Genomic DNA, 24,750 nt, shown 5'->3' on the forward strand with positions numbered 1-24,750 from the left:
GCCGCCCATCAGGTCCGTTCGGTATTCTGAACACGGTTCCTGATGATGAATACCCAGGAACTCTAATAACGGGCGTTCCGCATTGACAAGAGGGGCAAGATCGAATGTCGGCTGCCGAGACAGGTGGGGCACAAGTCAAGTCCGCGGTGCGGACGGTGGAGCTCCTCGAATACTTCGCCGGGCGCCCCGGCATGCACTCCCTCGCCTCCGTCCAGGAGGCGGTCGGCTACCCCAAGTCCAGCCTCTACATGCTGCTGCGCACCCTCGTGGAGCTCGGCTGGGTCGAGACGGACGCGACCGGCACGCGGTACGGCATCGGGGTGCGGGCCCTGCTGGTGGGCACCTCGTACATCGACGGGGACGAGGTCGTGGCCGCCGCCCGGCCCACCCTCGACCGGCTCTCGGACGACACGACGGAGACCATCCACCTCGCCCGCCTCGACGGGACGAATGTGGTCTATCTGGCCACCCGCCAGTCGCAGCACTATCTGCGCCCCTTCACCCGCGTCGGCCGCCGCCTGCCCGCGCACTCCACCTCGCTCGGCAAGGCGCTGCTCGCCACCCACAGCGACGAGCAGGTCCGCAAGATGCTGCCCGAGACCATGCCGCAGCTGACCGAGCACACGATCACGGACCGCGAGAAGCTCATCGAAGAGCTGCACCTGATCCGTGAGCAGGGGTACGCGGTCGACCGCGAGGAGAACACCCTGGGCCTGCGCTGCTTCGGCGTCGCGATCCCGTACCGCACCCCGGCGCGCGACGCGATCAGCTGCTCGGTGCCCGTCGCCCGGCTGACCCCCGCCCATGAGCAGATGGTCAAGGACGCGCTCTTCGACGCCCGGGACCGGCTGACACTGGCGACTCGTAGGCTCTGACGCCATGGAGATTGCGCTGCGCGAGGTCGAGGACGCCGATCTGCCCGTCATCTACGGGCACATGAGCGACCCCGAGTCGAACCGGATGGCCGCCTTCACCTGCAAGGACCCCACCGACCGGGCCTACTTCGACGCCCACTGGGCCAGGCTCCGCGCCGACGCGTCCGTCGTGAACCGGACGGTGCTCGCCGACGGCGCGGTCGTCGGCCACGCCGCCGTGTACGGGGTCCCCGGCGAGCGCGAGGTCACGTACTTCATCGACCGCGCGTACTGGGGGAAGGGCGTCGCCACCGCCGCCCTCCGCGGTCTCCTGGCGATCGTGACCGAGCGCCCACTGTTCGCCCGCGCAGCCGCCGACAACACGGGCTCGCGGCGGGTCCTGGAGAAGTGCGGCTTCGTCGTCACCGGGCACGAGCGCGGCTTCGCCAACTTCCGCGGCGAGGAGATCGACGAGGTCGTGCTCGCCCTGCCGGAGTGACCCCCGTCTCCGCCGCACGGCGGAGACGGATCGTCGCAGCGCAGGACGTACGGAGCCGGGCCCGGCGGGAGCGTGGGTGTCATGACACAGACACCGCTCGCTCCCGCCGCCGCTGTATCGGCTCCTGACGCCCCTGATATCCCGCTCCGTACGTACCAGCGCGTCCTGCGGGCCCTCGCGCTCGCCGCCTGTCTGCCGTACCTCTCGCTCAAGATCGCCTGGCTCTCCGGGAGCGTGGTCGGCATCCCGGAGGGGAGTTCGCTGCGCCGCCCGGGCAGCGCCCTCGTCGTGGGCAACGCCGTCTCGGTGGTGCTGGACGCCACCCTCGTCGTGATCGTCCTGCTGCTGACCAGGCCCTGGGGGCTGCGCGTCCCGTCCTGGCTGCCGGCCGTCCCCGTGTTCGTCGCGACCGGGCTGCTCACCCCGATCGTCGCCGGTTTTCCGCTGCAACTCGCCGTGCGGGGAGCGGGCGGCGGCGGGGGCGCGGCGCGCGAGCCGTTCCTCGACGGCTGGGTCTTCTCCGTCGTGTACAGCGGCTTCATCGTGCAGGCCCTGGCCCTCGCCGGGCTCTTCGTGCCGTACGCGATCCGGCGCTGGGGCCGTCTGTGGCGCACCGGTCCGGACACGCCGGTCGCCCGGCGGTACCGGGCCGCCGCGATCGCCGCCGCCCTCGTCGCCCTGGCCGTCGGCGCCCTGCACCTGATGTGGGCGTGCGGGTCCACGGCCGGACTGGATGCCGGGCGGATCGCCGAAGTCGGCAGCGACACCCGTGCGTTGAACGCCGTCTACGTGCTGCTGTCGCTGATCGCGGCGGTGGGCGTACCGGCCCTCGTCCTCCGTCGCGACCACCGCAGGACCGCGCTCGCCCTGGCCTGGACCGGATCGGCGGCGCTGGGCTGCTGGGGCGCGTGGATGGCGCTCAGTGCGGCGCTGCGGCCGCTGGGCGATACGGACGGAGGGGCCACGGGACTCCTGTACCTCACCTACGCTGGCCAGATGATCGTCGGCCTGCTCGGGGCAGTCGTCCTGACCCGCTTCCTCACCGCCCGCCGGGCCTCGTGAGGCGGCTCCTCGGGGCGCGGGCGCGCCGCCGCTGGGTGCATCTGATCCTGGGCGGTGCGCTGCTCATGCCGTACTTCCTGGTCGGCATGGTGATCGTGGGCGCGTTCGCACCGAGCAGCGACGCCTTCTCCTCGCTCCCCCACCAGTTCGCCGCGTTCGGCTTCGCGCTGCCGCTCGCCGCGGTGACCGGGCTGCTGCCGCTCGTGCGGCCGCTGTCCGTGTACGCGGTACGGGCGCTCTGCGGCATCGACGGCGGGCTGCTGGCCGACGGTCCCGCCGGGTCGCGGGCGGCGCGCGTGCGCACGGCGGGCTGGTACACACTGCACGTGGGGGCCGGCGGGGTGGTCAGCGGGGCCACGCTCGCCCTTCCGCCGTTCGCGGTGCTGCTGATCGCGCTGCCGTTCTCGGACTCGCTGCGCACCTCGCGGTACGGAGTGAGTCAAGTCTTCGACGGGTGGCGGGCGTTGCTGGCACCGCCCGCAGGTCTGGCGATGCTGTGCGCGCTGGCGCTCTGCGCCGCCGCGGCCGGTGAGCTGCTGGCCCGCACGGCGCCCGTACTGCTCGGCCCCTCGCCGACGGACCGGCTGGCCGCAGCCGAGAAGCGCGCGGCGGACCTCGCGGTGCGCAACCGGCTGGCGCGGGAGCTGCACGACTCGGTGGGCCATGCGCTGAGCGCGGTGACGCTGCAGGCGGGTGCGGCGCGCAGGGTGCTGGAGACGGATGTGGAGTTCGTACGGGAGGCGCTCACCGCGATCGAGGAGACGACACGGCGCACGGTGGGTGAACTCGACGCCGTACTGGGCCTGTTGAGGGAGGGCGAGGACCAGGGGGCGACGGGGCCGACCCTGGAGGGGCTCGACGGGCTGCTCGCGCACTGCGGCGTGAAGGTGGACTGCACGGTGACGGGCGACCCGGCGGTTCTGGCCGCCGCCGTGTCCCGGGAGGCGTACCGCATCGTGCAGGAAGGGCTGAGCAACGCCCTGCGGTACGGCGGGAGTTCACGGGTCGGCCTGAGGATCGCGGTACTGGAGGAGAAAGTGGAGATCACGATGGAGAACCCGCTCCCGGAGCACGCTCCGGTGGTACGTCCCGGAGGCGGCCGGGGTCTGCCCGGCATCGCCGAGCGCGCGGCGCTCCTCGGCGGCCGGGCGGCCGCGGGCCCGCACGACGGCGTCTGGCGCCTGACGGCGGAGCTCCCCCGGTGACCGCGGCCATCACACGGGTCGTGCTCGCCGACGACGAGCGCATGGTCCGCACCGCGCTGCGCGTCATCATCGACGCCGAACCCGATCTGGAGGTGGTCGGCGAGGCGACGACCGGCGCCGAGGCGGTCTCGGTGGTCCGCTCGCTGCGCCCCGACGTGGTCCTGATGGACGTCCGGATGCCGGAGATCGACGGCATCCGCGCCACCGAACAGATCCTCTCCACGCTCGCCGAGCCGCCGCGGATCGTCGTGGTCACGACCTTCGAGAACGACTCCTACGTGTACGACGCGCTGCGCGCGGGGGCCGCCGGATTCCTGCTGAAGCGGGCCGCGGCCGAGGACCTGGTCCAGGCGGTGCGCCTGGTCGCCCGCAGCGACTCGCTCCTGTTCCCCGCCGCCGTACGCGAGCTCGCCGCGCTCCACAGTTCGCAGAAGCCGGCTCCCCCGCCGTGGGCGTCCCGGCTCACCGACCGCGAGGCCGAGGTGCTCCGCCAGATGGCGACGGGGCTGACCAATGCCGAGATCGCGGCCCGGCTGGAGGTCGGCCCCGCGACCGTCAAGTCCCATGTGGCGGCGGTCCTGGCGAAGACGGGCGTACGCGACCGCACACAGGCTGTGATCGCCGCGTACGAATCCGGGTTCATTCGGCCCAAATGAGAGATTTCTGAGAAAACCCGAATCACGGAACGTCACGCCCGGGCCCACGCGTCCCTCCAGTGGGATGAACAAGACGATCAGGCGCGCCTCTGTCTTCTGTCTGCTGCTGGTCCTCGCCCTGCTGGGCCGTGCGACCTACGTGCAGTTCTACGAAGGCCAGGCCCTCGCGGACGAAAAGCTCAACCGGCGGACCACTATCGCGCAGTACGCGAACCCGCTCGGGGACATCATCGTGGCCGGCTCGACGGTCACCGGATCGAAGGAGACGGACAGCGGCGACCTGAAGTACAAGCGCACCTACACCGACGGCAAGCTCTACTCGGCGGTGACCGGCTACAGCTCGCAGGTGTACGGGGCGACCCAGCTGGAGGGCATCTACAGCGACATCCTCGGCGGCACCGACACCTCGCTGAAGAACCCGCTCGACACCCTCACCCACAAGGCGACCGATCCGGGCGACGTGCTGACGACGATCGACCCGGCCGTGCAGAAGGCCGCGTACAAGGCGCTCGGCAACAAGAAGGGCGCGGCGGTCGCGATCGACCCGAAGACCGGCAAGATCCTCGGCATGGTCTCGACGCCCTCCTACGATCCGTCGACGATCAGCGGCTCCACGGACGGCACGGCCTGGGAGAAGCTGACCAAGGACAAGAACCAGCCGATGCTCAACCGGGCCCTGCGCCAGGCGCTGCCGCCCGGTTCGACGTTCAAGCTGGTGGTGGCTTCGGCGGCGCTGGAGGACGGCCTGTACTCGTCGGTCGACACGAAGACGACCAGCCCGAACCCGTACACGCTGCCCGGCACCACGACCGTCCTGAAGAACGAGAACGCGTCGGCGCCCTGCGAGAACGCCTCGATCCGCACCGCGCTGCAGTACTCGTGCAACAACGTCTTCGCGAAGATGGCCGTCGATCTCGGCCAGTCCAAGGTCAAGGCGATGGCGGAGAAGTACGGCTTCAACACGGAGAAGCTGGACGTTCCGGTGCGGGCGGGGGTGAGCGTCTACCCGGAGACGGAGTACAAGTCGCAGACCGCGCTCACCGGAATCGGCCAGTTCGACGTGACGGCGACGCCGCTGCAGATGTCGATGGTCTCGGCGGCGATCGCCAACGACGGTGTGCTGGTCTCGCCGCACATGGTCTCCAAGGTGACGGACGCGGACGGCACCACGGTCAAGTCGTACGAGGATCCCTCGTCGAAGCAGGTCGTCTCCTCGGCCACGGCGCAGCAGCTGCAGAGCGCGATGCAGACCGTCGTCAACGAGGGCACCGGCACCAACGCGAAGATCAGCGGGGTGGAGGTCGGCGGCAAGACCGGCACGGCGCAGCACGGCGAGAACAACAGCAAGACGCCGTACGCCTGGTTCACCTCGTACGGCAAGGACTCCTCCACCGGCAAGGAGGTGGCGGTCGCGGTGCTGATCGAGGACTCGGGCGCGGCCCGCTCGGAGGTCAGCGGGAACGGGCTCGCGGCCCCGATCGCGCAGAAGATGATGAAGGCGGCGCTCAGCTCGTCGTGAGTGCCGCCCGGCGGGGCTGTACGGCGGCAGGCTGACGGATGTGCGCGGGAGCGCGGGTACGGGTGTTCGCGCTCCCGGCGTGCGCTGGTACGCTCTCGGCTCCCGCTCGGGCGGGACCGCAAGGGGGGCGGGCAGCATTCACAGCTTTCGTACAGGGAGAGTTCCCCCGTGGGCACAGCCGTCGACGACGCCGCTGCCGCCGAGTTCCATGCCTTTTTCGAGGCGCATTACGCCGAACTCGCCCGCCTCGCCCATATGTTGACCGGTGAGGCGGACGCGGCCGACGACCTCGCCGCCGATGCGCTCCTCGCGCTCTGGCACCGCTGGGACCGGGTCCGTGTCGCCGAGTATCCCGTCGCGTACGCCCGTGGAGTCGTCTCCAACATGGCCCGCTCGCGGATCAGGAGCGCGGTGCGCGAGCGGCGGCGCATCACCCTTTTCTGGTCGAACCGGAGCGAAAGCGTCGACGAACCCGACATACCTGGCATTGTCGATGTGCAGGACGCGCTGCGTCAACTGCCGTTCCGCAAGCGGGCCTGCGTCGTCCTGCGGCACGGCTTCGACCTCTCCGAGCGGGACACCGCCCAGGCGCTGGGCATCTCGGTGGGTACGGTCAAGAGCCAGACGTTCAAGGGCATGGCCGAGCTCGGCCGGATACTCGGCACGGAGGAGACCCCGGTGCGCATCCGCGCCGCCATGGCCACCGGTCGTACGGGAGGGAGGAACTGATGGAGAGCCTGGAGAAGCAGCTGAAGGACGCCGCCCGGGCGCACCGCCCCGAGCGGGAGCGGATCCTCGCCCGGGTGGAACAGGGCATGTTCGAGCCGGACCCCGTACGGTTCCGGGGCCGCCGCCCGCACAGGTTCGGCCCGTGGCTGCGCGCCGTCGGCGCGACGGCCGTCGTCGCCGGTGCCTGCGCGGCGGGCGGGTACGCCGTCGCCTCGGCCGTCCAGGACCACCGGCCGCAGCAGACGGTGGCGACCAGCCCGTCGCCCGACGAGACGGCGACGACCGCCGGCCCGTCCTCGCCCACGCCCCACGCGAGCACCAGCACGCAGCCCTCGCACCATGCGGTCCCACCGGCGAGGACCCCGGCGACCACCCCCGGCCGCACCCCCAGCGGCACCCCGCACTCCGCCTCGCCGCCGGCCGCGCCGGGTGCCGGGGAGCTGTGGGCTGACGGGTCCCTCGACCCTGATTCCAACGACTACTGGGCGCAGTCCGACATCACCTTCAAGAACCGCGCGCCGCTCTCCGCGCTCACGGTCGAACTGCGCGTCGCACAGACCGGCGGGGTCGTCGACACCGGCAACTGGCGTGATCTGCCCGTCGACGACTTCACCGTCTCGGTGCACGAGGACGACGGATTCCTCGTCTACCGCTGGACGTTGAAGGACGGCCGTACGGTGCCCGCAGGACAGCATGTCTTCGCGGGCCAGTACAACCACGCGGAGGGCGGCCGCGACGCCAAGGACGACACGTACACCGTCCGCGGGACGGCCTCGGGCAAACAGGCGGAGGCGAAGGGCGACTTCGCCTGAGAATTCCTCACCGGGGCGGCAACCCATCCCTGCACGGCGACGACCACTGAGCGAAAGGTCTCGCCCCCACGCAAGGAATGGCCACCATGAGTCAACACAAGCGGCGCCTCACGCGCCGCCGTACCGTCGCCGCCCTGGTCACCGCCGTCGGGCTGACCGGCGCGGCGGTCTTCACCAGCGTCTCGCTGTCGTCCGCGGGTGCGGCAAGCGCCTGGCCCACGGCCAAGGGCAGCCAGTCGGTCTCGTCGACGATCTCGGTCTCGGGGACGTACGACGGCGGCTACAAGCGGTTCACCGGAAGCGGCGACCTGGGCGGCAGCGGTCAGGACGAGGGCCAGGACCCGATCTTCAACCTCAAGGACGGGGCCGTCCTCAAGAACGTCATCATCGGCTCCCCGGCCGCCGACGGCGTGCACTGCGCGGGCAGTTGCACACTGCAGAACGTGTGGTGGGAGGACGTCGGCGAGGACGCGGCGACGTTCAAGGGCACGTCGGCGTCGTCCGTCTACACGGTCTACGGCGGCGGAGCCAAGAGCGCCACCGACAAGACGTTCCAGTTCAACGGTGCGGGAAAGCTGGTCATCACCAAGTTCCAGCTGTCCAACTTCGGCAAGCTGGTGCGCAGTTGCGGCAACTGCTCCAAGCAGTACAAGCGCACGATCATCGTGAACGACGTCGACATCACCGCGCCCGGCAAGGCGATCGCCGGCATCAACACCAACTACGGGGACACGGTGGCGCTGCGCAACATCCGTATCCACGGAGACAGCAGCAAGAAGATCAAGACCTGTGTGCGCTACACGGGCAACAGCACCGGCGCGGAGCCGACGGAGACCGGCAGCGGGCCCGACGGCACGTACTGCAAGTTCACGGCCTCCGACATCAGTTACGAGTAGCCCGCCCCTGGACGAAAGCCCCCACCGGTGGGACCCGGTGGGGGCTTTCTCCATGTGCCGTGCGAGGTGCGTCAGTTCATCGTCGACCCGATGGTCGTCGAGCCCGTGGTGAGGAAGGTCGTCGCCGGGAGCGCGCCGCTGCTGCTCCGGGCACCGTACGCCGTGGTGGCGCTGGTGGAGACGAACGAGGGGGTGGCGACCCCGGAGTCCCAGTTGTTGGCGGCCGAGACCGTGGAGCCGCCCAGGGTCGCCTTGCCGCCGCCGTTGGAGACGGCGAGGTTCCTGGCGAGCCTCGACTTCGAGACGGAGAAGAAGAACCCGGCCGAGGTGTTGGCGTAGGCGGTGTTGCGATCGAGGATGATCGCGCCCGGGTTGCTGTTCTCGGTGAAGCCGTTGCCCGCGTTGTCCCAGGCGGCGTTGTTGTTGACGACGTGGGCGGCGACGGCGCCTCCGCCGCCGAGCTTGAAGCCGTTGCCGTTGCCCTCGAAGGCGCTGTCGGACCAGCGGTTCTTGCCGTTGCCGAAGCCCCAGCTGTGCTCGATGGTGACGGGGCTGGCCCACTGCCACAGGTCCATGCCGTCGTCGGAGTTGTTGTAGAGGCGGGCGCCGGTGACCTTGTTGCCGGTGCCGGAGCCGAATTTGATCGCGAGGCCGTCCGCGTTCTGGCCGTGGTTCGCCGCGTCGTAGTTGCCGTAACTGTCCAGGTTCTGGACCAGGTTGTTGGTGGTGTTGTCGCCGCGCAGGGTGAAGCCGGAGTCGCCGTTGTTCGCGGTCACGACGTTCTTGAAGATGCCGCCGGTGGAGGACGTGACGACGAATCCCTGGGCGGGCGAGTTCTGGAAGGTGAGGTTCTGGACGGTCCAGTAGCTGCCGTAGATCCCGGCGAGCCAGGAGCCCGCGGCGAGCTTCGAACCGTCGATCTTCACCTTCTCGCTGCCGTACGCGGTGAGGGTGATCCGGGCGGCGGAGGTGCCGCTGGCCGTCGACTTGAGGGTGCTGGTCGGGTAGTACGTGCCCGCGCGCAGCTGGATGGTGGTCCCGGCGGTGGCGCCGGCCACGGCGCTCTGCAGGGCGGCGGTCGTCGAGACGACGACGGTGGAGGAGGCGGCGTCGGCACCGTCGGGGGCGAGACCCAGGTAGGCACCGCCCGCGCCGGCCGCGACGGCGACAGCGGCGGCGAGGGTGATCGTACGGGTCCTGCGGTGGCGTCCGGTCGTGCTGCTCACAGCAGCCGTTCCTTTCCTCGGGGCTGGGGGGGGGACGGAGGCGGTCCGGGCTCCCGCACCGCGACCGCCTCCGCCCCTCCAGTCGCCGCCGCCCCCGCGAATGGTTGCCGCCGGACTACGCGCGACTCAGCCCGCCCGGAGCCACGCCCCCAACACGTCGAAGTCCGCACCGGTGAGCCCCCGGGCGGGGTCGACGCGGTGGAGGAGCGCCCGTACGGGGTGATGCAGGGCGGCCAGCCGCGTGCCGAGCCTTGGATCGAGCCTGGACAGCAGCCGATGTGCATCCGATTCCGGGGCGTACGTCGGGTAGCCGTCGGGGAGTTGATGCCGCGTCGCCCCGAACGGGATCAGTGGGCCGTCGACATCGACGAACAGCAGGGGACGCAGGGCGGAATCGGTCACCGGCGCACGATAGCCCCCGCCCGGCTGCGGGACGGGGGCTGTCGGCTCGGCTGATGATGTTTACTGCACGAAGTACGTCGGGTTCGGGAGCTTGAACGTCTTGTCCGTGTAGCCGCCCTGCAGGTCGGAGAACTGGTCCCCGAAGTTGGCGACGATGTTGTAGCCCTCGGACTCGATGTGCTTGCGGGTCCCCGCCTTGTACTGCACGGTCGTGCAGGTCCAGGCCGTGACCGTCGCGCAGTCGCTCAGGTACGCGGGCGGGTTGGCCGCGTCCTTCAGGAAGATGTGGTCGGCGTCGAGGTTGACGTCGATCCCGACCTTCTTCAGGTTCGCGACCGCGTCCGCGCGCTGCGACTCCTTGAGGCCGGAGTTGTAGAAGACCGCCACGCCCTTCTTCGCGGCGTACGCGATCAGCTCGGGCGTGCCGAAGACGGCCGGGCGGTCCGCCTGGGCCACGTACGTCGCCCAAGTGGCGCTGTTGTACGTGTAGTTGGTCTTGATCTCGTAGTCGAGGCTGAGCAGCAGGGTGTCGTCGATGTCGAAGACGACCGCCGGCTTCTTGCCCTTGCCGCCGTGCCGGGCGGCCGCATCGGCGATCGTGCGCTTGGCCTTCGCCTCGACGCGCGCCAGGTCCTTGGCGTACGCGCTGTCGGACGAGGCCTGCCAGACGCCGTTGGCGTCCTTGGCGGCGCCGTAGTACTGGGAGATCTCGGTGACGAGCGAGCCGATGTTGTGGGGCTCCGCCGTGTGTTCGGACTGGGCGCTGCCCGCGCCCGCCGTGCTCGCGCCGTACAGGACCGTGCCGGCGACGGCGCAGGCGGTGGCGAGGCCCGCCACTCTGAGGGAGGTACGCATGAAGGGTTGACTCCGGTTCTGGTCTTCCGACCGGGGAGGGATCTCGGACGCGCAGGTGACTGGATATCTACGCGCATCACATCCACCGCACAACCCCCTTTACTCATCCGTTGTACGACTCACAGCCGATAGGTTGATCGCATGCGTCTGACCAAGTACGGCCATGCCTGTGTGCGTCTCGAAGAGGGCGGCCGCGTGCTCGTGATCGACCCCGGCAACCTGTCCGGGCCAGGGGTTCTGACCGGCGCGACCGCCGTGCTCATCACCCACGAGCACGAGGACCACGTCGACGTCGAACAGCTCACGGCAGCCCGAAAGAACAACCCCGCACTGACCGTTCACACCCACCCCGCCCTGGCCTCCGAGCTGGGCGACGGCGTGAGCGCCGTCGAGGTGGGCGACACCTTCACCGCCGCCGGATTCACCGTGCGCGCGGTCGGCGGCGCGCACGCCGAGATCGTCGACGGGCTGCCCGGCTGCCCCAACATCGGCTTTGTCGTGGAGGGCGTGTACCACCCGGGCGACTCGCTCTTCGTCCCCGACGAACCGGTCCACACCCTCCTGCTCCCCTCCTCGGGACCGTGGATCAAGCACGGCGAGGCCATCACCTTCTTCCGCGCGATCGGCCCGGCGCGCGCGTTCCCCATCCATGACGCCCATCACAGCGAGGTGGGCCGGGAGAACTTCGACGCCTGGCTCAGCGACGAGGAGGGCGGGAAGGTCTACGCCCGGATCCCGGTCGGCGCGTCGGTGGACCTCCCGTAGCGGAAGAGGGCCGTCCAGAGGAACTCCTCGCCGAACAGCGGGGATTCGGGTGCTTCGTCACGCATACGACGCACTTCGACCTCCGTAAGGTTCAGTTCGGAGAAGATCAGGCGCAGCGACTCCGCCGTGTAGGCGAGCCCGCCGTGGAGAGCGGACTGGCGGTAGAAGTCCGCGTCGGGGAGTTCGGAGCCCATGCCGCCGGACGCGAAGCACGCGAGGGCGAAGTGGCCGCCGGGGGCGAGCACGCGGTCCAGGAGCGCGAGGTAGCTGATGCGGCGGTGCGGCGGCAGGTGGTGGAAGCAGCCGGAGTCGTAGATCAGGTCGTACGGTCCGGCCAGCTGGCCGTCCGCGAGCGTGAGCGCGAAGGCGTCCCCGCACAGGAACCGGACGTCGGCCCCGGCCTCGCGGGCACGCTCCTCGCCCCAGGCGACGGCGGCCGGGGACAGGTCGACTGCGTCCACCGTGAAGCCGAGGGAGGCGAGGTGGAGGGCGTTGCGGCCCGGGCCGCAGCCCAGGTCGAGGGTGCGGCCCGGGGTGACGAGCCCCCGGTCGACGTACGAGACGAGGTTCTCGTCCGGCTTCGCCACGAAGAACGGCACCGCCTTCGAGCGGTCCGCGTAGAAGCCGTCCCACCAGTCCGCGCCTCCGCTCGTCCAGCGGTCGGCCTCCGGTGCGAACAGGCTGTCAAGGAGGCGCAGTGCGTCGTCCACGGTTCGGATGTTCCGGTCCATCAAGTCCCCTTTCCCGAGGGGGAAATCGTAGGACCGTACGGCCAAAAGGCCCAGGTCAGACCACACGCGCGGAGGCTACGGACGCCCGCCGACGGGCCCGGGACCGGCACCGTGGACCCCGCCCCCCTCCCCCGGGGCGAACGGCCGTCCGCCGGCCCGCCGGGGGCCGCCCCGGGGCCCGTACGCGATCAGCCGGCGCGGGTTTCCGAAGGGGTCTCGCGGTGGCTCAGTACGTTCACGACCTGCCCACTGGGGTCCCTGACGAAGAAGCGCCGCACGCCCCACTCCTCGTCCTGCAGCGGGTGCACGATCTCCGCGCCGTCCGCCACCATGGCCGCGTACGCCGCGTCCACGTCGTCGACCTGCACGCTGAGGTCGGGGGCGACGGGGGCGGTCTTGTCGTGGGTCATCACGCTGACCTGCGCCGCCGGTTGGGAGGGTGACGCGAGCGTCATGATCCAGCCGTGGTTCATGACCTCCTCGAAACCGAGGCGGCCGTAGAAGTCCCGGCTCTCCTCCATGGCCTCCGTACGGATGTTGGGCACAACACGGCGTACTGCCATCAACAACTCCCCTCAGGAAAAGTCGGGCAGAGGGCACGTGCGCGGCCCTTCCGCCCAGCCACTGGGGTGCCGTGCAATGGAGGCATGACACCCGACGGAAATCACACCACGGCGGAGCCCCCGCTCGTTGGCCGCTACAACATCGACACCGGCTCATCGACCGTCATCTTCAGGACGGCCCACATGTTCGGCCTGGGCCCGGTGCGCGGCACGTTCGCCATCGTGTCCGGGACGGCGGACATCGCGGAGCCGCTCGCCGGTTCGGCGGTTCACGTGGAGTTGGACGCGGCGAGCTTCACCACGGGCAGCAAGGGCCGCGACGGCGCGATCCGTTCGGCCCGCTTCCTGGACGCGGCCGGGCACCCCACCATCACGTACGAGACCGGCAGCATCACCGAGTCGACGCTCACCGGCACGCTCACCGTGCGGGACGTCTCGCAGCCGGTGACGCTGACGATCGAGGAGTACGCGCAGACACCGAAGGGGTTCACCGCCCGCGCGACGACGCGGATCGACCGGATGGCGTTCGGGGTGAAGGCGGCGCGGGGGATGGCGCAGCGGCACCTCGATGTGGAGCTGCAGGTCACTTTCGTACGGTGAGGACGGCCGGTCGGGAACCCGGGCTCCCACCGCCGCTCAACGTCTCAGTCGCCTCGTCCGTCAACGGACCCGCTCAGGAAGTCGACGAGCCCCGCGCACAGGACGTCGGGCCGCTCCAGGTGCAGGTCGTGACCGGTGCCGGGGACGCTCATGCCCTCGGTGGCCGGACGTCTGCGGAACATCTCGTCGGCCTCCTCGGGTGGGATGAACCCTGACTGCGCCAGGACCACCAGGGTCGGTCCGACGACCCGCTCCCACTCGCCCCAGAAGGAGCGCTGCCCGAGCTCGGTGATCGACCGGACCATGACGTCCCGGTCGAACCGCGGCCACCAGCCACCGTCCCGCTCCTCGAGCCCGGCCGCCCAGCCTTCGCCGACGGGCCCGCCGCCCAGGAACTGCACGGCGGTATCGCGGGTCGCGAACGGAGTCGGCCACGAGTCGAGCCACCCGCCGATGCGGACCTCCACACCGGGGCTCGGCCCGCCCGCCCCCGCCTCGACCAGCACGAGCCCGCGAACCCGGTCCGGGTGCGCGGCGGCGGTGAGCATGGCCGTGTGCCCGCCGAGCGACTGGCCGACAAGGACGGCGGACTCCAGCCCCAACTCGTCGAGTACGGCAACGACATCGGCGACGCAGGCGCCGCGCGAGACGTCCCCCGGCAACCGCTCGCTGCTGCCGTGCCCGCGCTGGTCCAGGGCAAGAACCCGGAACCGGGGACTCAGCCGCCGCGCAACGGCGTCCCACTCCCCCGCACACCCGGCGAGCCCGTGCAGCAGAAGCAGGGGCTGCCCGCCGCCGCCCCAGTCACGGCACACGAGCCGGACGCCGTCGCGGACCAGTTGGCGCTCGGACCAGGTCGTCGTACTGGGCTTCCCCGATATCTGCATACGGGGATCATGCCGTGTCGCAGGTTCCCTTGATCGGGTGGATTCCCGGTAGAAATGCAGAGAAGCCGCCGCGAGATGCGCTAAACCCGGAGGCGGTGGTCAAGCTGCTGTCACGACACCCGACGGAGAGCCGATGAGTACTCAGCCGCACGAGTACGCGGTCGCTGACCCCGAGACCGCGTTGAAGTATGCGATCCAGCACATCCAGGGCGACCGGGTGCAGATCGTCGAGGGGGTCATCGAGCAGACCGTGCCTACCTGGGACCACGAGAACGTGGCGGACCTCATCCGCGAGCAACTCGGGCCGTCCTTGCGCGCGCTCGGCTGCCGTGCGGGATCCGGGAACCTGGATCTTCCGGGCAGCAGCAACTGGTACGTACCGGACCTCGCGGTTGTCCCGAAGGAGCTGGCCAAGGGGGCGGGCGCTCTGCTCCCGGACCAGACTCTTCTCGTCGTGGAAGTGACGTCGGAGTCCAACGGGGACACCGACCGCACCGTGAAGCGACGCAGGTACGCCGAGTACGGTGCTCCGCTCTACCTGTTGATCGATCGCCAGGAGCGTGCGTGCACGCTGTTTGCCCAGCCCGGCAGGCTCGGATACACAAAGCAGGACGGCCCCCACCCGTTCGGGACACCCGTGCCGCTACCCGAGCCATTCGAGCTGACCATCGACACCACGGAGTTCTGAGCGCTACAGAACCTCGGCACCCGGAAGACGTCTCCCCAGCCGGGCGAGCGGTGACGAGGCCATGAACAGCGGGGATGCCGCCAGAGCAACTGCGGTCAGCAACAAGCCTGTTCGTAGTCCCCAGCGACCCGCCACCCATCCTCCGAGCAGCGAGCCGAGCGGCGTCATCCCCATACCGAGGAAGTTGATCGTGGCGACCACGCGCCCCTGGATCCGTGCGGGCGTGAGCGTCTGCCGGACCGTTGTGACGGTGACGTCGACCAGCTGGCTGAAGACGCCGAAGAGGAAGTTGACCGCCATGAGGAGGGCGACGGTGGCGGCGGACGAGCCGTGCAGGGCGGGTACGCAGAGCATCACGCCGTCGGCGAGAAAGGCGGAGGCCACCATCACGGTGCCGTAGCCGAACCGCCCGGGCAGGCGCGCGGACAGCAGCGACCCGAGCAGCGCGCCCGGCCCCATGGCCGCCAGCACCAGCCCGACGGTGGCCCCCGACAGGTGCAGGGTGCGGGGCAGGAAGAGCAGGTAGACGGTCATCAGTGCGGCGAAGGAGAACTGGAAGATCCCGCTGGCGACGGCGACGGATCTCAACGCGGCGTTGCGGAAGACGAGTTGAAGCCCTTCGGCGATCTGCCGACCGACGCGCGGGTGCTGCTCGGCCCGCCGTGGCGCGGTCTCCCCGCTCCGTATCCGCCGGATCGACAACGCGGACAGCAGGAAGAATCCCCCGCTCGCCACGACGGCGTACGGCGCGGACACGAGCGACACCATCGCCCCGCCCAGCGCCGGACCACCGACCTGCGCCGCGGACCTGCTCCCCTCGAGCGCACTGTTGCCCTGCGCCAGCCGGTCGCGCGCCACCACTCGTACGAGAGAGGCCTGGTAGCCCACGTCGAAGCAGACGGACAGCGTCCCGACGAGGAAGCCGACAACGAGCAGCACCGGCATGCCCAGCATGCCGAGCAGCACCGCGACGGGAATCGCGGCCAGTACCGCTGCCCGCCCGAAGTCGGCCAGCACCATCACGCTGCGGGGCCGCCAACGGTCCACCCACACACCGACGATGAGCGAGAAGAACAGGATCGGCAGCTGCTGTACGGCGCGCAGTGCGCCGAGCTGGACGGCGCCGGCCTGCAGCGCGACGACGGCGACGAGCGGCAGGACGACCTGACTGCTCTGCGCCCCGAACTGGGAGGCGGTCTGCCCCGCCCAGAGGTGGCGGAAATCGGAATCGCGCCAGAGAGCGCGAGAAGAGGACGAGCGTGACGGCACAGGAATCCCTTGAGTGGCTGCGGGAGGAGAGTTCGCTGTGCCGCGGAGCGGAGTGCGGGGCAGCACGCGATTGACAGGTCGGCTACGACCTACGGCGTCAACGCGTGCTCGGGCGACCGGGCATTCCAACTCCTGTGGGATCACGTGCTGTTCAGAGGGAGGCTAGACGGCATCGGCCCGCCGGGAAAGGAAATTGATTTGCGCACCTCCGCGCCCCCGCCAAGAATCACGCCATGCAAGATGTTCTGACCGCGGACGAGATCGAGCGCTTCGTGACGGACGGCTTCGTCCACCTCCCGGAGGCGTTCCCGCGCTCACTGGCGGAGGAGTGCCGGGCGTTCCTGTGGCACGAGACCGGATGCGATCCAGACGACCCCGGCACCTGGAACGAGCCGGTCATCAGGCTCAACGGGTACGGCCACACCCCCTTCCAGCAGGCAGCCACGACCCCTCGCCTGCACGGTGCCTTCGACCAGTTGGTCGGCGAAGGCCGCTGGTTCCCACGCCAGGGCATCGGCACCTTCCCCATCCGCTTCCCGCACCCCGACGACCCGGGCGACACCGGCTGGCACATGGACGCCAGCTACACCCCCGAGGGCGAGAGCGGATACTGGCTCAACCTCCGCTCCCAGGGTCGCGCGCTGCTGATGCTGTTCCTGTTCTCGGACGTCGGCGTCGACGACGGCCCGACCCGGATCAAGGTGGGCTCGCACCTGGACGTCCCGGCGTTCTTGGAGCCCGCAGGCGAGACCGGCGCGGACATGTTCACCCTCTGCGCGACGATGGACGGAGCGGGCCGCCTCGATGCCCCCGACCGTTCCACCGCTCTCGCCACGGGCCGGGCGGGCGACGTCTACCTCTGCCACCCGTTCCTGATCCACGCGGCCCAGCCGAACCGGGGCAAGGACGCGCGATTCATCGCGCAGCCTCCCTTGATACCGACGGGCCTGCTCGACCTGGACCGCGCGGACGGGGAGTACTCCCCCGTGGAGCGCGCGGTACGTCTGGGCCTGGCTTAGCCACCCACTGCCGCGATCACCGCACCGGCCAACTCCTCGACCGACCGGCCACCGCCCGCGTCGATCCGCTGGAGCCCCAGCCGGTCGACGGCGTCGATCATGAGTGCCTGATAACGCACGGTCCGCGCCAGGAACTGGTCCATCAAGTGCCTTTCCCCGTCACCGACTTCGGCGTACCGCCCCGCCCCACGGATGCGCTCGCGGACAACGTCCTCGCCCGCCGTGAGCCAGACGGCGGCCACACCGGGGACGGCCAACTTCGCGACCCGCTCGGGCCAGAGCGCAGACCCCTCCAGCACGAGCCCCGGCTCGGTGACCAGTTCCTCGATACGGGGCCAGAGCCGTTCGTAGTGGTCGAGTACGGAGACGATCAGCTCGTCGACGGTGAGGGAGCCGTAGTGCTCGGCAACATGCGCGGGCACCTCCCACTCCGACGTGCGCCAGGGCCGCCCGGGATGCCGCGCCAGCCCGTCGGTCGACCGGTACGCGAACCCCAGCCGCTCAGCCACCACTTGTGCGACGGTCGACTTGCCGACATTCGACGTCCCCCCGATCAACACCACCCGCACATCGCGCATGCGGGCGACCCTATGCGAAGCCGAAGCCGCCGACAGTACGTCGTAGGATCTCCTCCGCTGGTCAACTACGCAGCCCTTGGGGGGAACATCGTGGATCGACCGGACGACCGCTTGGCATCTGTCCTGCGCTTCACTACAGAACTCGTCGCCTGGGTGGCCACCCCGTGGGCCCTGTCCACGTACTCCTGGCCGCTCGCAGTCGTGGCAGTGGTGGTGCTGATCGGCCTTCCGACCGTCTTCTCCACCCCCGGAGACAAGAAGCAGGTGATCGTCCCGGTCCCGGGGACGGTCACGATCCTGCTCGTGCTGCTCCAGCTCACCGCAGCCGTCGTCTCCGCCTGGTCGGCATGGCCCGTCCAGGCGGCGGTCCTCGTGTCTCTGCTCACTGCCGCCACCCTCGTCACGGAGCGCCGACGCTGGCGGTGGCTGGCCTCCACGGATCGACGCAAGGCCTGACAGGGTCGGGCATCGCTCCATCTGCTGGTCGCGGGGTGGAAGCCTGCCAAGCGGCCCCTACGCCTCGATCCACACCGCGGCGACCGCCCGGGCGGCGGCCCTGCCCTGCTCAAAGCCCGCGTGGCCCGCAGGGGTTCGGCTAGCGGGGGACAGGGGGTCCGTACCGAAGGCTGTCAGCGCGGCCTCGTCGGGGGTGATGACCTCGATCAGGCCGCCCGCCGCCGCGATCGCCGCCGCGTCGGCTTCCAGCACCGGGTCGGGCATCGGCGCGATGACGACCGTACGGGCATGTCCCGCCGCGAGATCGAGGTTGGTGAAGGAGCGGATGCCTCCGTCCATGTAGCGGGCGCCGCCGATCGTGACTGCCGGCCAGACGCCCGGGATGGCGCAGCTCGCGGTCACCGCGTCCACGAGGGGTACGCCCGACGTGCGGTCGAAGATCCGGGTCTCGCCGGTCGCGACGTCCACCGCAACGACGGAGAGGTTGCGCTCCGGCCAGGTGTGGGACGGCAGGCGTGCCTCGATCACCGGGCGCCGCTCGGCCTCCGTCACCGTGTCGGCGGACAGCGCGAACTCGCCCATGCGGCGCAGGCGTTCGACCGGGTCGCTCACCTCGCCGTCCACCTTCTCGCCGAACGCGAAGACCGCCGCGAGCGCACCCTCACGCGGCTCCAGTTCCTTCCGCTGGAGTTCGCGGTCCACCTGGGCCCGGAACAGCTCGGGCAGTTCCGTGCCGCTGGTGATCTGCGCGGCCACCGCCGACCCTGCCGACGTGCCGAGCAGGAGTTCCGCGTCGGTGACGTCGGTCCCGGCATCGGCGAGGCCCGCCAGTACGCCTGTCGCCCAGGCGATCCCGGCGACTCCGCCGCCGCCGATGACCAGTGCGCGTTCGTTCTTCGGTTCCGCTCCCATGCCAGTCCGAAGTCCCGGGCGGACAGGGAAATTCCCACGAGGTCCGGCCGATTCCTTCTCATTCGGCTCAAGTGGCTTGGGACGGCCGTCAGTTCATCGTCGCGCCGATGCTGGACGAGCCCGTCGTGAGGAACGTCGTCGCCGGGAGCGTGCCACTGCTTGAGCGGGCGTTGTACGTCGTTGTCGCGTCCGTCGAGAGGAAGGACGGGGTTGCGATTCCGGAGTCCCAGTTGTTGCCGGACGACGCGACCGCAGAGCTCTTCGTCACCGTGCCGCTGCCGTTCGAGACCGCCAGGTTCTTGCCGAGCTTCGCCGCGCCCGTGGCGAAGTAGTAACCCCACTTGCCGTTGGCGTACGCCGTGGTGCGGTTGATGACGATCGCGCCCGTGTTGCTGTTCTCCGTGAAGCCGTTGCCCGCGTCGTCCCAGGCCGCCGAGTTGTTGACGACGTGCGCGACCGTGTCGCCGTCGCCGCCCAGCTTGTAGCCGTTGCCGTCGCCCGCGAACGCCGAGTCCGACCAGCGGTTCTTGCCGTTGCCGAACGACCAGGAGTGCTCGATCGTGACCGGTGAGGCGAAGGACCACAGGTCGATGCCGTCGTCCGAGTTGTTGTACATCCGGGCGCCGGTGACCAGGTTTCCGGTGCCCGAGCCGTACTTGATCGCGATTCCGTCGGCGTTCTCGCCATGGTTGGCGGCGTCGTAGTTGCCGTAGGAGTCGATGTTCTTGACGGTGTTGTTCACCGTGCCGTCGCCGGTGAGCGTGAAGCCGGAGTCGCCGTTGTTGATGGTCTTGATGTTCGACCAGAGGGTGCCGGTGCAGGACTGGCAGACGACCGCGCTGTCCGGGGAGTTCTGGAAGGTGAGGTTCGAGACGTTCCAGTAGTCCGCGGTCAGTTTGAAGATCCAGTCTCCGGAGGGGAGCGATGATCCGTCGATCTTCACCGACTCCGAGCCGTACGCCTGGAGCGTGACCGGTGAGGACGAGGTGCCGTTCGTCGTCGACTGGAGCGTGGCCGTCGGGTAGTACGTGCCGGCGCGGACCTGGATGACCGTTCCGGCCGTGGCCGATGAGATCGCGCTGGTCAGTTCGGCGGTGGTGTCCACCACGACCGTCGCGGCATGGGCCGGGGCGGCGAGCGCGAGGACGCTGCCGGACGCGGCGAGGGTGAGCGCGGTGAGGGCTGAGCTGATACGACGCATGACGTGCGGGTCCTTCCGTCGATTCAGACGCGGCCCGCGCCGGAGTGGCGCAGGACGTAACTCTTCACCGCTGCCGCCGAGCGCAGCGGGTGGTAGGCGTACGCGGCCGAGGGGCTCCAGCCGGGGTCCGTCGTGAAGTCCTGGGTGGCCCAGTCGGGGACGGGAGTTCCGGTGGATTCCGCTTCGGTCACGGCCGCTGCTCGCGTCGTCTCGTACTTGGTCCTGGCGACGGACTCGGTGTCGACCGGGCGGCCGTTGAACCAGGAGCCCCGGTCGCTGAAGCGGTTGCCCTTGAAGTCGGCGACGATCACGTCCGGGGACGCGCCGGGGCCGGTGTAGGAGTACGCGTTGTTCTCGGAGACGATCGCCGATTCCAGGCCGAGGCCGAGGAAGTAGCCTGCGCCGCCCAGCTTCTCGCTGAGGACCGGGGATTCGCGGTCCGTCGTGGAGGCCGTGAAGTAGTTGTTGTACGTGTGGACCTGCCCGAAGCGGACCCGTGGCGAGCGCTCCGCCGTGTTGGCGAAGAGGTTCCGGGCGAAGGTGATGCGCAGATGGCCGCGGTCGCGGTCGCCCCTGCTGTCGCCGGAGCCGATGAGCAGCGTCTTGTCGTGGTCGCGGAACTGACTGTCGGAGACCGTGATGTAGTCGGCGGCGTCCTCGATGTCGAGCAGGCCGTCGTGACGCTGAACGGGCTTTCCGTGGAAGCCCGTTGGGGCCTTGCTGTCCAGGTGGCGGCCGTCGGTGAAGGTGCAGTGGTCGACCCAGAGGTTGACTCCGGTGACCACGGACATGGCGTCGAAGCGGGCGTTCCAGTTGCCTTCCGCGCCGTCGTCGGGCGACCAGGTGGTGAAGTAGTCGACCGGGGCTTCCAGGGTGAGGTTGCGGACGACGATGTTGGTGCCGGCGTTGACCGTGAGGTCGACGCCGAGCAGCCGGGCGTCGTCGCCCACCCCGAGGACCGTGGTGTTGCTCGGCACGGTCAGCTGGATCTGCAGCTTCTCCGCGTTCGATCCCGTCTGGCGCAGGATGCGCTGCTGCTTGCAGTAGTCGAAGCGGGTGTCGGACCAGGTGGTCCCGGACTCGCCGAAGCAGGACATGTACGCGCCGAGGTCAAAGCCCGGCGCGTAGTTCTCGGCGGTGCGGATCGTGCCGTCGTCGGCCTCGTGACCGCTGATGTCACCGCGGATCCTGATGATCTTCGGGGCTGTGGGGTCGCCGTGGTTGCCCAGCGCGGTCTTGAGTTCGGCGCGGGTGGTGACCGTCCAGACGGAGTCGGCGGCGGCTCCCGCGCCGCCCGTGGTGCCGGAGCCCGCGGTGGCCCAGCCGGTGGGGCCGTGGGGAGGGGTGGCGGCCTGGCCCGGGGTGGGGAGGAGTGCGGCGAACAGGGTGAGGGCCGTGGCGGCGACCGTACGGGCACGTCTCATGTCAGATCCGGGAGTTCGGGCGGGAAGACGATGGCGGAGTCCGGGACCTCGCGGTCCAGGCCGTGCCAGGTTCCGGCGGGGAGGAGGTGCTGGGTGCGGAGTTCTGCGGCGACCAGGCGGGCCACCTCGATCGCGCCGTGCGCCTGGAAGTGGGTGTTGTCGGCCACGCCTGTGGGGTAGTTGGGGTTGGTGCCCGCGTCCGCGTAGAGGAAGCAGGACGTAGTGCCCTCGGGGCCGAGCTTCTCCCAGAGCGCGAGGCTCAGCGCCTGGAGGTCGACGAGAGGGACGCCCTCGGCCGCCGCCAGGGCTCGCATCGCGGCCGGGTAGTCGCCGTGCGACGCCTTCGCATGGCCGGTGGCGTCGAAGCGGCGGCGTTCGACCGGGGTGACGAGCACCGGGTGCGCGCCGTGCTGGCGGGCGCCGTCCAGGAAGGTGCGGAGGTAGGTCTGGAAGGTGGTGTACGGGTCCGTGCCGCGGGTGGGGTCCGTCGTCTTCTCGTCGTTGTGGCCGAAGGAGATGAGGAGCCAGTCGCCGGGGCGGATGTCGCGCAGGACCGCGTCGAGGAGGCCGGCGTCCTCGTAGCTCTTGGTGCTCGCGCCGGACAGGGCCCGGTCGACGATCGTGACGCCGTGGCCGGTGAAGACGGGCAGCGCCTGGGCCCAGCCGGTGCGGGGTGCGGTGTCGGTGGCGTAGATCGAGGCCGTGGAGTCGCCGGTCGCGAAGATGCGGAAGGGGCGGTGGGCGGCGGGGCCCTCGGTCCGGGGTTCCGTGTACGGGCGCCAGCCACCCAGATAGGTGGTTGTGGTGTGCGACTCGGCTTCGGTGGCGGTGAGTTGGGGGCGGTTCGCGGGGATCGTCGTCTCGGCGCCGGTGCCGATGTTCGCGTACTCCGTGAAGCGCATCGTCTGCCACGGGTACGCGGCGCGCATGTCGGTGTACGGTTCGGCCGCCCTGATGCCCGGGCCCATCCAGGTGTCGCGGACGGTCAGCATGGGGTGCGCGGTCGTCTCGTACGACGGGACCCAGGGGCGCGCCAGGCAGTACTCCCCCGCACCCGCCGACGACGTGATGCGGCAGCGCGTCGCGAGGAAGCCGCGGGGGTTGGCGCGGGCGGTGGAGGGGGCGAAGACCATGCCCTTGGGGGTGAATTCAACGGCCCTGGCGAGGGCGTGGAACTGCGTCGACTCGAAGACCGCCGTCGCGCGGCCGAAGACGAAGTCGACGTCGCCCTCGATGTAGCAGTCGCGGTAGTAGTGGCGGTCGAAGGTGGTGAGGGCGGCCGTGTCCGCGAACAGCGTGTCCTGGTGGGACAGGAGACGGCAGTGGTCGAAGAAGGTGCGGTCGCCCGTGGCGTAGACCGCGACCGACTGAGTGCCGGTGATCTCCGGGTGGTCGGCGCGCAGCCAGTCGTTGGCGACGGTCAGGTCGCGGACGGTGAGGCCGGGGGCGGCCGAGGTGAGGGTGGCGGAGCCCGCAGTCCCGTAGGTGGTGCCGTCGGGCTTCACGGTCCCGTTGGCGTTGTTGAAGACGATCACCACATCGTGTGGGTCTCCGGTCGCGCCGCGCAGGGTGAGGTGGGTGGCGGTGGCGGGGATCGTCACCGTCTCGCGGTACGTGCCGGGCGCGACGACGATCGTCCACCCGTCGCCGCGGACCGCGTCGACCGCGGCCTGGACCGAGCGGCCGGGGCGTACGTGGAGGGTGCGGCGCGGGGAGGCTTCGGCGGCGGTTCCGGTGAGAGCGAGGGCGGCGCCTGCCGCCATGCCCGTGAGGAGCGTACGGCGGCGCATCTCAGCATCCCTTCCAGGGGGTCCAGTCACCCAGATAGGTGGAACGGGTGTGCAACGCGGCCTCGTCGTCCGTCAGTTGGGGGCGGGACGCGGGGTCCGTGGTCTTCGCGCCAGGGCCCGTGTTGCGGTACTCGGCGAAGCGCTGGGACTGCCAGGGGTAGGCGTCCGACATGTTCGTGTACGGGGCGACGGCGTCGATCCCCGCGCCGAGGCGGGTCTCGCGGACCGTGAGCATCGGGCGCGCGGTGGTGTCCGAACTCGGTACCCAGGGGCGGGCCAGCTTGTAGTACGCGTTCGGGGCTCCGCTGGTGACCAGGGAGTCGACGACGAGGTAGCCGTGCGGGTCGGCGACCGCCGTGGAGGGCGCGAAGACGAAGCCGTAGGGGGCGGAGGCCAGGTCGGTGCGGTCCAGGGTGTGGAAGTGGCAGTGGTCGTAGACGGCGCTGGCGCGGCCGAAGACGAAGTCGACGTCGCCCTCGACGTAGCAGTCCTCGAAGTACTGGCGGGCGAAGAGGGCGAGGCCCAGGGTGTCGGCGTACAGGGTGTCCTGGTGGCCGAGGAAGCGGCAGGCGTGGAAGGCGGACCTGTCTCCCTGGACCTTGAGGGCGACGGCCTGGGTGCCGCTGATCTCGGGGTGGTCGGCGCGCAGCCAGTCGTTGGCGAAGGTGAGGGAGCGGGCGGTGAAGCCGGCGGCCTGGACGGTGACGGTGGCGGAGCCGCTCGTTCCGTACGTACCGCCGGAGGGCTTGGCGGTGCCGGCGGCGTTGTCGTACACGATGACGGTGGAGCGCGCGTCGCCGGTGCCGAGCAGGGTGAGGCCGGTCGCGGCGGCGGGGACGAGGACGGTCTCGCGGTAGGTGCCCGGGGCGAGGACGAGGGTCCACCCGTCACCGGGTACGGCACTGACGGCGGCCTGGACGGTGGTGTGGTCGCCCCGCCCGCCCGCGTCGACGTACAGGGTCCGGGTGTTGAGGCGGCGGGACGGTGATCCGTACCGGCCGAAGGGGAGGCGTCCGGCGGCCTGCGCATCGGGGGCGCGGCCCAGACCGAAGCCGAAGGTGAACGCGGTGGCTCCGGCCAGGAGGAGGGAGCGGCGGGCCGGGTGCGGTGCTTGCGGGTGGTGCGAGGGCATGGTGATGCTCCTTCGCTGCG

Annotated in this window: 27 protein-coding genes and 1 pseudogene; 14 read left to right on the forward strand and 14 right to left on the reverse strand. The window is 70.3% G+C overall.

Annotation, left to right across the window (positions count from 1 at the left end; all coding sequences use genetic code 11):
- Positions 1–104 precede the first annotated feature (104 nt).
- The 9 genes from OG707_RS06720 (at position 105) to OG707_RS06760 (ending at position 8,232) form a co-directional block, all read left to right on the forward strand.
- The gene (locus OG707_RS06720; RefSeq protein ID WP_329115391.1) at positions 105–875 is read left to right on the forward strand and encodes an IclR family transcriptional regulator; all 771 of its coding nucleotides are present in this window, start codon (positions 105–107) and stop codon (positions 873–875) included.
- A 4-nt stretch (positions 876–879) separates the two neighbouring features.
- Positions 880–1,353: a GNAT family N-acetyltransferase gene (locus OG707_RS06725; protein ID WP_329115394.1), complete on the forward strand. Its 474-nt coding sequence runs from the start codon at positions 880–882 to the stop codon at positions 1,351–1,353.
- Positions 1,354–1,434: 81 nt separating this feature from the next.
- Positions 1,435–2,415 (forward strand): hypothetical protein, encoded by a 981-nt coding sequence (locus OG707_RS06730; protein WP_329115396.1) that lies wholly within the window; start codon positions 1,435–1,437, stop codon positions 2,413–2,415.
- On the forward strand, positions 2,412–3,620 hold the full coding sequence (locus tag OG707_RS06735; RefSeq protein WP_329115398.1) for a sensor histidine kinase: 1,209 nt from the start codon (positions 2,412–2,414) through the stop codon (positions 3,618–3,620). Before OG707_RS06730 ends, OG707_RS06735 begins: the two co-directional genes overlap by 4 nt.
- Positions 3,617–4,276, forward strand: a complete 660-nt coding sequence (locus OG707_RS06740; RefSeq protein WP_329115400.1) for a response regulator transcription factor — start codon at positions 3,617–3,619, stop codon at positions 4,274–4,276. Before OG707_RS06735 ends, OG707_RS06740 begins: the two co-directional genes overlap by 4 nt.
- 64 nt (positions 4,277–4,340) lie before the next feature.
- Positions 4,341–5,795, forward strand: a complete 1,455-nt coding sequence (locus OG707_RS06745; RefSeq protein ID WP_329115402.1) for a peptidoglycan D,D-transpeptidase FtsI family protein — start codon at positions 4,341–4,343, stop codon at positions 5,793–5,795.
- A gap of 168 nt (positions 5,796–5,963) precedes the next feature.
- Positions 5,964–6,524, forward strand: a complete 561-nt coding sequence (locus OG707_RS06750) for a SigE family RNA polymerase sigma factor (RefSeq protein WP_329115404.1) — start codon at positions 5,964–5,966, stop codon at positions 6,522–6,524.
- Complete coding sequence (locus tag OG707_RS06755; protein ID WP_329115405.1) at positions 6,524–7,336, forward strand: hypothetical protein; 813 nt, start codon at positions 6,524–6,526, stop codon at positions 7,334–7,336. The genes OG707_RS06750 and OG707_RS06755 overlap by 1 nt, the downstream gene beginning before the upstream one ends.
- Positions 7,337–7,422: 86 nt before the next feature.
- The gene (locus tag OG707_RS06760; protein WP_329115407.1) at positions 7,423–8,232 is read left to right on the forward strand and encodes a pectate lyase; all 810 of its coding nucleotides are present in this window, start codon (positions 7,423–7,425) and stop codon (positions 8,230–8,232) included.
- A gap of 71 nt (positions 8,233–8,303) precedes the next feature.
- Here the strand turns inward: OG707_RS06760 and OG707_RS06765 are convergent, their stop codons facing one another.
- From OG707_RS06765 to OG707_RS06775, 3 genes are all read right to left on the reverse strand, one after another.
- On the reverse strand, positions 8,304–9,458 hold the full coding sequence (locus tag OG707_RS06765; protein ID WP_329115409.1) for a right-handed parallel beta-helix repeat-containing protein: 1,155 nt from the start codon (positions 9,456–9,458) through the stop codon (positions 8,304–8,306).
- A gap of 126 nt (positions 9,459–9,584) precedes the next feature.
- Positions 9,585–9,860, reverse strand: coding sequence for a hypothetical protein (locus tag OG707_RS06770; RefSeq protein WP_329115411.1), 276 nt, complete (start codon positions 9,858–9,860; stop codon positions 9,585–9,587).
- A 60-nt stretch (positions 9,861–9,920) separates the two neighbouring features.
- Positions 9,921–10,715 carry an HAD family acid phosphatase gene (locus tag OG707_RS06775; RefSeq protein ID WP_329115413.1) on the reverse strand — a complete coding sequence of 265 codons (795 nt, stop codon included), beginning with the start codon at positions 10,713–10,715 and terminating at the stop codon, positions 9,921–9,923.
- A gap of 141 nt (positions 10,716–10,856) precedes the next feature.
- Between OG707_RS06775 and OG707_RS06780 the strand changes: the two genes are divergently transcribed.
- A complete protein-coding gene (locus tag OG707_RS06780; protein ID WP_329115415.1) occupies positions 10,857–11,480 on the forward strand; it encodes an MBL fold metallo-hydrolase in 624 nt (207 codons plus the stop codon).
- Here the strand turns inward: OG707_RS06780 and OG707_RS06785 are convergent.
- Positions 11,438–12,211: a class I SAM-dependent methyltransferase gene (locus tag OG707_RS06785; RefSeq protein ID WP_329115417.1), complete on the reverse strand. Its 774-nt coding sequence runs from the start codon at positions 12,209–12,211 to the stop codon at positions 11,438–11,440. The two genes, OG707_RS06780 and OG707_RS06785, sit on opposite strands and share 43 nt — an antisense overlap.
- 188 nt (positions 12,212–12,399) lie before the next feature.
- Complete coding sequence (locus tag OG707_RS06790) at positions 12,400–12,774, reverse strand: VOC family protein (RefSeq protein ID WP_329115418.1); 375 nt, start codon at positions 12,772–12,774, stop codon at positions 12,400–12,402.
- An 84-nt stretch (positions 12,775–12,858) separates the two neighbouring features.
- Here OG707_RS06790 and OG707_RS06795 point away from each other — a divergent pair, with 84 nt between their 5' ends.
- Positions 12,859–13,374: a YceI family protein gene (locus OG707_RS06795; RefSeq protein ID WP_329115419.1), complete on the forward strand. Its 516-nt coding sequence runs from the start codon at positions 12,859–12,861 to the stop codon at positions 13,372–13,374.
- A gap of 44 nt (positions 13,375–13,418) precedes the next feature.
- Here OG707_RS06795 and OG707_RS06800 read toward each other — a convergent pair whose 3' ends face one another.
- Positions 13,419–14,261: an alpha/beta fold hydrolase gene (locus OG707_RS06800; RefSeq protein ID WP_329115420.1), complete on the reverse strand. Its 843-nt coding sequence runs from the start codon at positions 14,259–14,261 to the stop codon at positions 13,419–13,421.
- A 133-nt stretch (positions 14,262–14,394) separates the two neighbouring features.
- Between OG707_RS06800 and OG707_RS06805 the strand changes: the two genes are divergently transcribed.
- Complete coding sequence (locus OG707_RS06805) at positions 14,395–14,949, forward strand: Uma2 family endonuclease (protein ID WP_329115421.1); 555 nt, start codon at positions 14,395–14,397, stop codon at positions 14,947–14,949.
- A 3-nt stretch (positions 14,950–14,952) separates the two neighbouring features.
- On the opposite strand, the gene OG707_RS06810 is transcribed toward OG707_RS06805, so the two are convergent.
- Entirely contained in the window at positions 14,953–16,218 is a 1,266-nt protein-coding gene (locus tag OG707_RS06810; RefSeq protein ID WP_329115422.1) for an MFS transporter, read from the reverse strand.
- A gap of 233 nt (positions 16,219–16,451) precedes the next feature.
- Between OG707_RS06810 and OG707_RS06815 the strand changes: the two genes are divergently transcribed.
- A complete protein-coding gene (locus OG707_RS06815; protein ID WP_329115423.1) occupies positions 16,452–17,237 on the forward strand; it encodes a phytanoyl-CoA dioxygenase family protein in 786 nt (261 codons plus the stop codon).
- On the opposite strand, the gene OG707_RS06820 is transcribed toward OG707_RS06815, so the two are convergent.
- On the reverse strand, positions 17,234–17,815 hold the full coding sequence (locus OG707_RS06820) for an AAA family ATPase (protein ID WP_329115424.1): 582 nt from the start codon (positions 17,813–17,815) through the stop codon (positions 17,234–17,236). The two genes, OG707_RS06815 and OG707_RS06820, sit on opposite strands and share 4 nt — an antisense overlap.
- Positions 17,816–17,905: 90 nt before the next feature.
- On the opposite strand from OG707_RS06820, the gene OG707_RS06825 reads away from it, so the two are divergent.
- Positions 17,906–18,271 carry a hypothetical protein gene (locus tag OG707_RS06825; RefSeq protein ID WP_329115425.1) on the forward strand — a complete coding sequence of 122 codons (366 nt, stop codon included), beginning with the start codon at positions 17,906–17,908 and terminating at the stop codon, positions 18,269–18,271.
- A 57-nt stretch (positions 18,272–18,328) separates the two neighbouring features.
- Here OG707_RS06825 and OG707_RS06830 read toward each other — a convergent pair whose 3' ends face one another.
- The 6 genes and pseudogenes from OG707_RS06830 to OG707_RS06855 form a co-directional block, all read right to left on the reverse strand.
- The gene (locus tag OG707_RS06830; RefSeq protein WP_329115426.1) at positions 18,329–19,183 is read right to left on the reverse strand and encodes a patatin-like phospholipase family protein; all 855 of its coding nucleotides are present in this window, start codon (positions 19,181–19,183) and stop codon (positions 18,329–18,331) included.
- An 88-nt stretch (positions 19,184–19,271) separates the two neighbouring features.
- Positions 19,272–20,384: a right-handed parallel beta-helix repeat-containing protein gene (locus OG707_RS06835; protein ID WP_329115428.1), complete on the reverse strand. Its 1,113-nt coding sequence runs from the start codon at positions 20,382–20,384 to the stop codon at positions 19,272–19,274.
- Between the two features lie 23 nt (positions 20,385–20,407).
- Positions 20,408–21,808, reverse strand: a complete 1,401-nt coding sequence (locus tag OG707_RS06840) for a pectate lyase family protein (RefSeq protein ID WP_329115429.1) — start codon at positions 21,806–21,808, stop codon at positions 20,408–20,410.
- The gene (locus OG707_RS06845; RefSeq protein ID WP_329127643.1) at positions 21,805–22,599 is read right to left on the reverse strand and encodes a rhamnogalacturonan acetylesterase; all 795 of its coding nucleotides are present in this window, start codon (positions 22,597–22,599) and stop codon (positions 21,805–21,807) included. The genes OG707_RS06840 and OG707_RS06845 overlap by 4 nt, the downstream gene beginning before the upstream one ends.
- Positions 22,579–23,598 (reverse strand): annotated as a pseudogene (locus OG707_RS06850) (pectinesterase family protein); the annotation flags it as partial. The pseudogene OG707_RS06850 and the gene OG707_RS06845, both read right to left, overlap by 21 nt.
- Position 23,599: 1 nt before the next feature.
- Positions 23,600–24,730 carry a pectinesterase family protein gene (locus OG707_RS06855; RefSeq protein ID WP_329115430.1) on the reverse strand — a complete coding sequence of 377 codons (1,131 nt, stop codon included), beginning with the start codon at positions 24,728–24,730 and terminating at the stop codon, positions 23,600–23,602.
- Positions 24,731–24,750: the final 20 nt, after the last annotated feature.

It is taken from the genome of Streptomyces sp. NBC_01465, assembly GCF_036227325.1.
Lineage (GTDB): Bacteria > Actinomycetota > Actinomycetes > Streptomycetales > Streptomycetaceae > Streptomyces.